12 protein-coding genes are annotated in these 8,495 nt (G+C 65.8%); 5 read left to right on the top strand and 7 right to left on the bottom strand.

The window, feature by feature from the left end; all coding sequences use genetic code 11:
* Positions 1-161 precede the first annotated feature (161 nt).
* Entirely contained in the window at positions 162-872 is a 711-nt protein-coding gene (locus tag H587_RS19915; RefSeq protein ID WP_051202947.1) for a type 2 periplasmic-binding domain-containing protein, read from the bottom strand.
* Between the two features lie 323 nt (positions 873-1,195).
* On the opposite strand from H587_RS19915, the gene H587_RS0114600 reads away from it, so the two are divergent.
* The 4 genes from H587_RS0114600 to H587_RS0114585 all read left to right on the top strand — a co-directional run bounded on the left by H587_RS0114600 (position 1,196) and on the right by H587_RS0114585 (position 3,651).
* Positions 1,196-2,068 carry a PI-PLC domain-containing protein gene (locus tag H587_RS0114600; protein WP_027176868.1) on the top strand — a complete coding sequence of 291 codons (873 nt, stop codon included), beginning with the start codon at positions 1,196-1,198 and terminating at the stop codon, positions 2,066-2,068.
* Between the two features lie 329 nt (positions 2,069-2,397).
* A complete protein-coding gene (locus tag H587_RS0114595) occupies positions 2,398-2,781 on the top strand; it encodes a DMT family transporter (protein ID WP_027176867.1) in 384 nt (127 codons plus the stop codon).
* Positions 2,782-2,789: 8 nt separating this feature from the next.
* The gene (gene mdtI / locus H587_RS0114590; protein ID WP_034609668.1) at positions 2,790-3,110 is read left to right on the top strand and encodes a multidrug/spermidine efflux SMR transporter subunit MdtI; all 321 of its coding nucleotides are present in this window, start codon (positions 2,790-2,792) and stop codon (positions 3,108-3,110) included.
* An 88-nt stretch (positions 3,111-3,198) separates the two neighbouring features.
* Positions 3,199-3,651, top strand: a complete 453-nt coding sequence (locus H587_RS0114585; protein ID WP_027176865.1) for a hypothetical protein — start codon at positions 3,199-3,201, stop codon at positions 3,649-3,651.
* A gap of 27 nt (positions 3,652-3,678) precedes the next feature.
* On the opposite strand, the gene H587_RS19910 is transcribed toward H587_RS0114585, so the two are convergent.
* Complete coding sequence (locus H587_RS19910; protein ID WP_156904579.1) at positions 3,679-4,221, bottom strand: hypothetical protein; 543 nt, start codon at positions 4,219-4,221, stop codon at positions 3,679-3,681.
* Between the two features lie 96 nt (positions 4,222-4,317).
* On the opposite strand from H587_RS19910, the gene H587_RS20690 reads away from it, so the two are divergent.
* The gene (locus H587_RS20690) at positions 4,318-5,067 is read left to right on the top strand and encodes a hypothetical protein (protein ID WP_156904578.1); all 750 of its coding nucleotides are present in this window, start codon (positions 4,318-4,320) and stop codon (positions 5,065-5,067) included.
* A gap of 64 nt (positions 5,068-5,131) precedes the next feature.
* Here the strand turns inward: H587_RS20690 and H587_RS0114575 are convergent, their stop codons facing one another.
* From H587_RS0114575 to H587_RS0114555, 5 genes are all read right to left on the bottom strand, one after another.
* A complete protein-coding gene (locus tag H587_RS0114575; RefSeq protein ID WP_027176863.1) occupies positions 5,132-5,716 on the bottom strand; it encodes a phage connector family protein in 585 nt (194 codons plus the stop codon).
* A 65-nt stretch (positions 5,717-5,781) separates the two neighbouring features.
* On the bottom strand, positions 5,782-6,024 hold the full coding sequence (locus H587_RS0114570; protein WP_027176862.1) for a hypothetical protein: 243 nt from the start codon (positions 6,022-6,024) through the stop codon (positions 5,782-5,784).
* A 25-nt stretch (positions 6,025-6,049) separates the two neighbouring features.
* Positions 6,050-6,688: a phage capsid protein gene (locus H587_RS18980; RefSeq protein WP_051202945.1), complete on the bottom strand. Its 639-nt coding sequence runs from the start codon at positions 6,686-6,688 to the stop codon at positions 6,050-6,052.
* Positions 6,689-6,707: 19 nt separating this feature from the next.
* Positions 6,708-8,258 (bottom strand): recombinase family protein, encoded by a 1,551-nt coding sequence (locus H587_RS0114560; protein WP_027176861.1) that lies wholly within the window; start codon positions 8,256-8,258, stop codon positions 6,708-6,710.
* Complete coding sequence (locus H587_RS0114555; RefSeq protein ID WP_027176860.1) at positions 8,233-8,439, bottom strand: hypothetical protein; 207 nt, start codon at positions 8,437-8,439, stop codon at positions 8,233-8,235. The genes H587_RS0114560 and H587_RS0114555 overlap by 26 nt, the downstream gene beginning before the upstream one ends.
* Positions 8,440-8,495 lie beyond the last annotated feature (56 nt).

Raw genomic sequence — 8,495 nt, 5'->3', positions numbered from 1 at the left:
CCCCGCGCGAAGTCAAGCAGTGAGCGCCCGCCCCTTGGATGGGGCCGGAAGAGTCCGTGGTCCGGGCCTTGGCGGGGCTGAGGCCGAAAAAAACGCCCCGGCGCGGGCCGGAGCGGGAGGCGGATCAATGGGCGGCCGTCGGCGCGGGCGGCCGGGTCGGCCTAGGGTTCCGGCGCGGGGTCCACGTCGCCGCTCAGCAGGCGGCGCAGCAGTTCCAGCCGCTCACGGCCCAGCTCGTTGTCGCGCAGGGCCAGGACCAGGGGCTTCACGTCCATCTCCAGCAGCACGGCGACCGTTCCCAGGCCTTCCTCGCGCGCGGTGTGGCGCATGACCTCGGGGTCGGTGATGGCCGCATCGAAACGGGCGTTGAAGAGCATTCGGGCCAGGGCGCGTTCGTCGGGAACCCAGACCGCCTGGCCCGGGTGCGCGGCGGCCGACCTGGCGATGGGTTCGGGATAGACGTAGGTCTTGACCAGGCCCACGCTGTGCCGGGCGAAGAGATCGTCGAGGTCCGAGAAGGACGGGGAGCGGTCGCGGGCCACCACCGCGATCCGCGAGAAGCCGATGGGCGGCGAGGCCGTGAAGCCGGGCGCCACCTCCTCGGGCCAGGCCGGGCAGTAGCCCGCGTAATCGTGTTCCGCGGCCTCCATCTTGGCCCGCGCCCAGGGCAGGAAGATCACCCGCAGCTCGATGTCCCCGGCGGCCAGGGTCCGGCGCAGGGCCGCGATGGCCGTGCCCTGGTCCGGCAGGTCCGGGCCGGAGTAGGGCGGCCAGTCCAGGGCGGTCACGGTCCAGACGTCGCCCGCCGGAGCCGGTCCGGCCCAGGCGCAGAGGAACAGGAACGTGGTCAGGGCCGCCAGGAGGCGCATCATCTCTCTCGTCGCCCGGGCCGAAGATCGGCCGCTCCTCATGTCCCTCCCGGACGGTCGGGCGGGACGGCCCGGGCTCGGGCGGCCGATACGCTTCAATCATAACCTGTTCGGCGGCTTCGCGTCCAGACCGACGGAGGCGGAGCGCATTCCTCCGTTCGGCGCGCGTGGCCGGGCGATCGCCCGGTTGATAGCGGAATTTCTGTCGTCGCGAAGGGCGGCCTCCGTGCCGGGCGCGGCATCGTTGCGCCGGTATTCTTCTTTTTATATGGTGGGCCCCACCCGCACACCCGCGACCCGGCGAGGTTCCCGCCGAAGGAGACCGCATGCAGGCCTGGATGGACCGTGTTCCCGACGAAACCCCGCTGACGGCCATGAGCATTCCCGGAACGCACAACTCCTGCGCCCGTCTGCGTGGCGACAATCTCTTCACCGGCCCGTTCACCCAGTGCCAGACCCTCGACCTCGCCGGCCAGTACGCCCTGGGTGTGCGCTGGGTGGACATCCGCGTGCGGCCCCAGGGCAAGGATCTGCGCGCCGCGCACAAGGACGTGGACCAGGGCGTGGGGCTGCGGGACGTGCTGGCCGTGACCGTGGAGTTCCTCCGCCGCAACCCCTCGGAGACGGTCGTCATGCAGGTCTCCTGCGAGGGAGCCTCGGCCGACGCCACGTTCCTCCAGCTGTTCGACGCGGCCTGGGAGGGCTTCGAGACGTTCCGCCACCCGGGGAGCTGGTTCCCGACCCTGGGCGAGGCCAGGGGCCGGATCGTCCTGGCCCGGCGTTTCGCCTCCGGGCATCCCGGCGTCTGCCTGGCGGACTGGCGGAACGACACCATCTTCACCATGCGCCCGGCGCGGTCCGGCGGCGGGGAGCCGCACACGATCCGGGTCCAGGACAGCTACGCGCGCCACGACCGGGACAACAAGTGGGGGCTGGTCCAGGCGCTCCTGTGCGAGGCCGCCGGAAGTCCGGCGGACGTGATGTACATCAACTACCTGAGCGCCAACCTCTTCCCCACGACGCCTCGGGGCATGGCCGAGAGCCTCAACGAGCGCCTGGTCCGGCTGCTGCGGTCGCCCGAGTGGAGCGCCCGCCCGGTCAAGCCGCGCCTGGGCGCGCTGCTCATGGACTTCCCGGAGTGCCTGGGCCCGGACGCCGGGCCGGTCCCGGCCGTCGCGGCCTGCAATCCCGGATTCTGAGCGCCCGGCCGCGCCGATCCCTCCGCCCGCCGAGGCCCCCGGATCGCGCCGTTTGCGCCTTCGGGGGCGTCCTGCTATCCTGGGCCATCATGTCCAACGTCCGCACCATACCGACGAATTCCTCCCTGCCCGTCCTCTCCGCCAGGGAACATTACTGGCGCACCGCGCTCTAGGCCGCGACCAGCGGGCGGCGCACACACGCCGCCGTGTCCCGGTCCCCGGCCGCCGTCCCTTCGCCCGCTCCGCGTGAAGCGGGGACGGCCTCGCGGAATCAACGCCGCCTTCGGGCGGTCTGTCGGCGCGCGCCCCGCGCGTTCTGAGGTTTCCATATGTCCACGAACTGCTGCCGGCTCAGCCTGCTGGTCGCCATCATCCTGGAGGTGGCGGGGACCAGCGTCATGAAACTCTCGCGGGAGACGTGGCCCGTGCTCGGCATGGGCTGCATGTACCTGCTGCTGGGCCTTTCGTACTTCTTCCTCGCCCGAGCGGTGGTGAAACTGCCCGTGGGCGTGGCCTACGCCGTCTGGGAGGGGCTGGGGCTCACGCTCATCACCATCGTCAGCGTCACCCTGCTGGGCGAACGGTTCGACGCCACCCGGCTCACGGCCCTGGGCATGGTCCTGGCGGGCACGCTGCTCGTGCATCACGGCACCGGGCGCGGCGATGTCGACGACCCGGCCGGGACGCCGCCCGGCGAGGGAGGGCGCTCGTGAACACGTTCATGGAATGGCGCTTCGTGCTCGCGGTGCTGCTGGCCGCCGCGTTGGAGGTGGCGGCCAACCTGTTGCTCTCGCGTTCGGACGGCTTTCGGCGGCTGGGGCTCTCGGCCTGCGCCCTGGGACTGGTGGCCCTGGCCTTCACCTGCCTGGCCTACGCGGTGCGCGGCATGGATCTCGCCGTGGCCTACGCCCTGTGGGGCGGCTTCGGCATCCTCGGCACGTCGCTGGGCGGCTGGCGGCTGCACGGGCAACGGCTGAAGCCCAGCGCGTGGGCGGGCATGGTCCTGCTCATCGGCGGCATGGCCTTGCTGCGCCTGGCCTAGCGCGGGGCCGGTCCGGGAAGCCCGGCGCGGCCGGGTTCCCCCGCATCCCGCCTTGCCGCCCGGTGCGCGGTGCGCTAAGCGAGGATTCATGCCCCGCGTCGCCCTGTACGAAACCCTGGTGCTCAGCCTGTGCAACGCCCTGGTGGGGAGCATCGTGGCCCAGCTCGGCCCCTTCAGCGTGGACGCGACATTCGTGGCCCTCGTCGCGTTGAGCTGGTTCGCGTCCATGCTCCTGGTCTGGTGGCGGGTCGTGCTGCGGGGCCGGATGCGCTTCACCTGGCCGGGCTGCGTGGCCGCGGCCATCGTCGCGGGCCTGCTCGGGCACCTGACGTTCTATCTGTTCGTAGTTGGGCTATTGACCCTGCCCAGGGAAGGACTGCTGCCCGTGGTTGCGAAGTTCTTCGTTTATCTGGTTCTGGTTTTGGCGGGGAGCCTCGCCCTGTACGGGGTGCAGACGGTTTTTTTCGGTGTGCTGCTCGGCACCCTGCTGTTCGTGTGGAAGAAAAAGGCCCCAGGGATTGCCGCCAGTTCACGATGCTGAGCCGACATCCCCGGGGTTCTCGTAGCGTCACTTCCCGCGAGTGGCGGGGAAGATCATGTCGTTCCACTTCTTGAGCCGTTGAGAGGCAGCTTCCTTTAAGTCCGTAGCGCCCTGGGAGATTAGACTCCCTCCGGTTTGCCAGACCTCGCGCGCGGTCTGCTCGGAAAGCCAGTCTTCAAGATCTGGAACCGATAGGATTCTAATATTCTTTAGGTTTTCACGTCCAAGAAGCGCATCGTACAGCCCCGCCTCCAGGTAGGCGTCCGAGTGCTGGTCAAAGGCCCGATCGCGCAGTTCGTCGGCCCGGTGTTCCAGGCCCGCGTCGGCCGGGTCCTGAAGCATGCCCTCCATCTTCTCCTGAAGCGTGCGCCGGGAGCGCAGGAGCCACGCCTTGCCCTTGTTCGAGAGGTCGGGGAAGGTCTCGTTGGTGAACCGCCGGGCGTACTTGTCGCCGTAATCCATGTAGTAGGACGGCGGCTCCTTGCCCGGGTTGCGGCGAAGGAAGTCGCCGGCCCGGAATGTGGAGTACTCCGTGGAACCCATGAGCCGCTTGGCTCTGAGTCCGGTCAAGCCAACCTTTATTTGTCTTTCTTGCAGCTAAATTTGAGATGCTGTATTCTATTTCTTGACTAGAATTGTTAATTTTATTTGTAGGGAGGGAAGGATATGGAAAACATGAATTTTGAAAATATAAAATTAATTATGTTTAGAAAGTATGAAAAAATTGGAAGCTATATCCCACATTTTTCAATTGCACTCGCTTTTTTTGCTCCTGCGATTATTTTTTTCATTTTTTTATTGCTAGCATTTTCTGATGTCCAAACAAGGTCAGCATCAATAGCTGCTATAGTTGCATTGTTTATATCATTATTATCATATTGTTTAATATCGATTAAAGAAAATGGTAAAGATATTAAAATAAAAAATGAACGGCAAAAAGAGATAAGTATGCTTATTATAAATGACATTATAGCTACATATTCTCAATTTAAAGAAGAAACCAATAAGTATCTTATTGGGATTGATTATCACCCGGACAGGCCAGGAATAGCTCCATTCCCTCCTTGTCCAATTGGTGAACCAATAATATTTAATAAAATTGCACACGAGCTAGTTTTTTTGGACGCGAATGCAGCTCAATTAGTGCATCGTATTTATTCTAATTTTTCAAGAATACTCGCTATTTCAAGGCACATTGAGTCAATACGAATAATGGCATCTGGTCCTGCTGTAGATGAAAGAAAAGAGATCCTACCAATGTGGCAGCGTGAAATGAACGCTTCTCTGAGTGCACTTCAAGGAATAAACAATTACCTTCCGGCAATAATACAAATGGCGGTTGAAAAATTATGCACTGGCGCCGGAGAAAATTATGACAACTATCGGAAGAATATTGAAAAATGGCAACATAAATAATAAGTTATAACAATATATCGTTCCCTCGCCTGAACGTGAGGGGGCGGCTTGCGCCGCCCCTTTGTCACCTCCCGCCCAGCTTGGCCGAGAGCCAGGCCGCCGGGCTCGGGGGCGGGCTGCCCGCCTCGCGGGCGTCGGCCCCGCGCGCCTCGGTCAGCTTGTCCTCGTAGACCTTCCAGAGCGCCTGGGCCAGCGAGGTCGAGGCCGTCAGCGGATAGGCCAGCACCGCCGAGAGCCGCGCCGAAAGCGTCTCGCTCAGCAGCGCGTCGAAGGCCGCCGGGTCGGTTTCCCGGCGCACGTAGTCCACGAGTAGCGGCGCGGGCGAGTCGCAGGACAACGCCCGGCCCCGCACCTCCCAGTCCTCCAGCAGCCGCCCGTCCGGCCCGGCCACCCGCACCAGCCGCAGGCAGTCCGGCGGCAGCGGATAGGCGAAGCTCCGCCTCCACGCCGGGGGCGCGGCGTCCGCCGCCAGCACGGCCTGCGCCGTGCAGCAGTTCCAGGGATGGGCCCGCAGCACGGCGTCGCGCACCCCGGGCCAGCGCTGGTTGCAGAGTCTGGCGGGTTTGGAGTCGTCGGACAGACTCATGATGGTTTCCTCGCCCAGGTCCAGCAGGGCGTTGTTGCAGATTTCGATGACGCTCACGGCCATGGCCGCCTCCCGGAAAAACGCGGGGCCGGTCGCCCGGCCCCGGTTCGTGGTTCGTCGTCGGTCCCCTAGGCGCTCACCGAGGCCGCGCCGTCCGCGACCTTGGCCGCGTAGACCAGGGGCTTGGGCGCGGCGGGCTTGCCGCCCACGCAGAGGATCAGGTCGCCGGTGCTCAGGTTGTAGTCCTCCACGGCCGGGGTGAAGTACCCGGCGGCCGTCATCTCGGTGGCGCCGTCCGCGCCGCCGTAGAGGAAGAGCTGCTGGCCCGGAACACCGCCCATGAGGCGCATCTGCTTGCCGTCGTAAGCCATTGTTCGTCTCCTTCGCTGAAACCGGCTAGGCAGCCGGGCTGTCGTCCTTGCAGGGCACGGCCACCACGCCGCTCGTGTCGATGAGGCAGGCCCCGGCCGAGAGCATGTGGTCCACCAGGTGGGCGGCCTTCTCCGGCACCCAGTCGATGAAGCACTTGATGTCCTGGCCCTCGGCCAGGCCCACGGCGCTCTTGTGCCAGACGAAGCAGGTCCGCGCGCCGCCCGAGAGCGGCAGGCCGGAATGGAACAGCCAGGTGATGCCGAGCCAGACGCGGGACTCGGTGCCCTTGAGCCAGGGGTAGCGGTCGCCCGCGTAGTCCGCGCTCTTGAACTCCGAGATGTCCAGCAGCTCGTTCCACTGGCGCGCGCCCACGGCCGCGAAGCGCGAGCCGTCGTCCGGCACGTCGGCCGTGTTCAGCCGCCCGAAGGCCTCCAGGATCTTGGCCTTGGTCAGGCCGCTGTCGGCCAGGGCCAGGGCGTTGTCGCTCAAGGCCATGCGGGCCAGGACCAGCTCGTCGATCTTGCGGCCCAGGGCCCAGGCTCCGGCGTTGGCCACCACGGCCCGCTCGTCCTGCTTGAACTTCAGCTCGTCGAGCTTGTCCACGTAGTCCGCGCCGTACCAGTCCTCCAGGAGGCAGGGCACGGACGCGTGCTCCACGTTCATCAGCGGCCCCCGCGTTTTGTCAGGTTATCTTGGTGGTGGATGAGGGAATGGTCCGAATGGGGATGGATGCCTTGGTGACGCCGTCCGGGGTGATCCAGAATTCGGGGCGGATGTCCTCGAGGAGCGCGCGCTGCTCCTTGCGCGTCCAGAATGGGAACTCGGCGAAGGCCTCGGCGAGCTGGCGCACGGCGTCCGCGTACTGCGCACTGTCCGTCTCGCTCGCCTCAGTCCTGAGTCGCGCCACCCGGGCCTCCGTGCGCTCCTGCTCGCGCCGCAGATCCTCCGCCTTCCTGTCCAGGTCCTCGCGCTCGATGTCGCCGTTCAGGTAGACGTCCAGCAGCCTGGCCCGCTTCCGCTTTATGGCGGCGATCTGCCGCTCACCCTGCTCAATCTCTTGCGCCCGCGCCGCAGACTCCGCCCGGCTCACGAGCCCCTCGGCCTGGGCCAGCACATACTCCTCGTCCGCCAGCCTACTGGCCACAAACTCCACCAGCATGGCGTCGACCTTGGGCACTTGCAGCCGGGGCAGGGTGCAGCTCATGCCCCGCTTCTTACACCAGGAACTCAGCCGCCGGCAGACGTAATACCTCGCCCCACGTCGCACCTCCCCCCGGCCAGAGGTGTATATCCGCTCTCCGCATATCCCGCAGCGCACAAACCCGGCGAACAGAGCCTCGCTGCGGCCCTTCATGCGGGCCTGGATGGTCCTGCGGCTGCGCCCGTCGAGGATGTCCTGCACGGCCCAAAACAGGACCTCCGGAACCAGCGGCTCCTCAATGACGTGCACCCTGAACACCTCGTCCGGCGGCCGCGGCACCTTGCGCATCTCGCCCATACGCCCGTCCATCCGGGCGTAGCGATCCCCGCCACGCCGCCGGTCATAGACCCGCCAGCCGATGTAGAGCTGGTTCCGGAGCAGTTTCCCAGCCCGCGCTCGCTCGATCCCGAACATGCGCCCCAGCTCGGAGATGTTCTGCTCCCCGCGGTAAAACGCCTCGAAAATCCTGGCCACGAGCGGCGCGTCGTCGTTGTAGTAGTAGCGCTTAGCCTTGCGGTCGTAGCTCACGCCCAGGGGTAGGAGATTGTCGGCGCCTGGGTGCTCCCCGCGCCGGCGCATGGCCTCCTTGGCCCCGTTGAGCCGCTTCTTGATCTGGGCCAGCTCGTTGCCCGCGATCATGGACTGCATGCCGCTGATGAGCCACCCGCCCTGAGTATTCAGGTCCACGGCCTGGTCGGGCAGGTAGATGAGCGCCCCGGTCTCCTTGATGTCCTGGAGCACGGCCAAGGACCGGAAATCGTCAGGCCTCAGCAGCCTGTCGAAGTCGGCGGCCACGATGCCCCGGGCGCGCCCGGCCCGAATGAGGCCCATGATCTCGTCCATCTCCGGGGCGTTTTGCACACAGGTTCCAGACACGTCGATCAAGCGCACGGCGCGGACAACCTCCAGCCCGTGGTTCTCCACGGCTCGTCGGCAGGCCGCCTCCTGCCTGGCGATGCCCGCGCGCCCCTCCTTGGCCTGCTCGGCCGTGGAGACGCGGATCACCTCAACAACCGGGATGCGCGTCGACATGTTCCCCGCCGGGCAGGCCGCACAGTTCCCTGGCCAGGCTCAAGGCCTGCCGTTCGTCCCCGCGCTCGAAGGCTGAGCGCATGTCCCGGAGCCGCCTAGCCCGATCCTGCCCGACGCGCAGCGCCGTCCGGGCCACGCCGATACCGGCCTCAACCCCGGGATTCTGTCCGTTCTCCGCCATGTCGGTTCCTCCACTGTGTTCGGTTTGATGTCTCATGTCCCCCACCCGCGACGTCA

This window comes from Desulfovibrio aminophilus DSM 12254, from assembly GCF_000422565.1.
Classification (GTDB): domain Bacteria; phylum Desulfobacterota; class Desulfovibrionia; order Desulfovibrionales; family Desulfovibrionaceae; genus Aminidesulfovibrio; species Aminidesulfovibrio aminophilus.
Note: the sequence above shows the minus strand (reverse complement) of the source record. Positions and strands in the feature narration are given on the sequence as shown.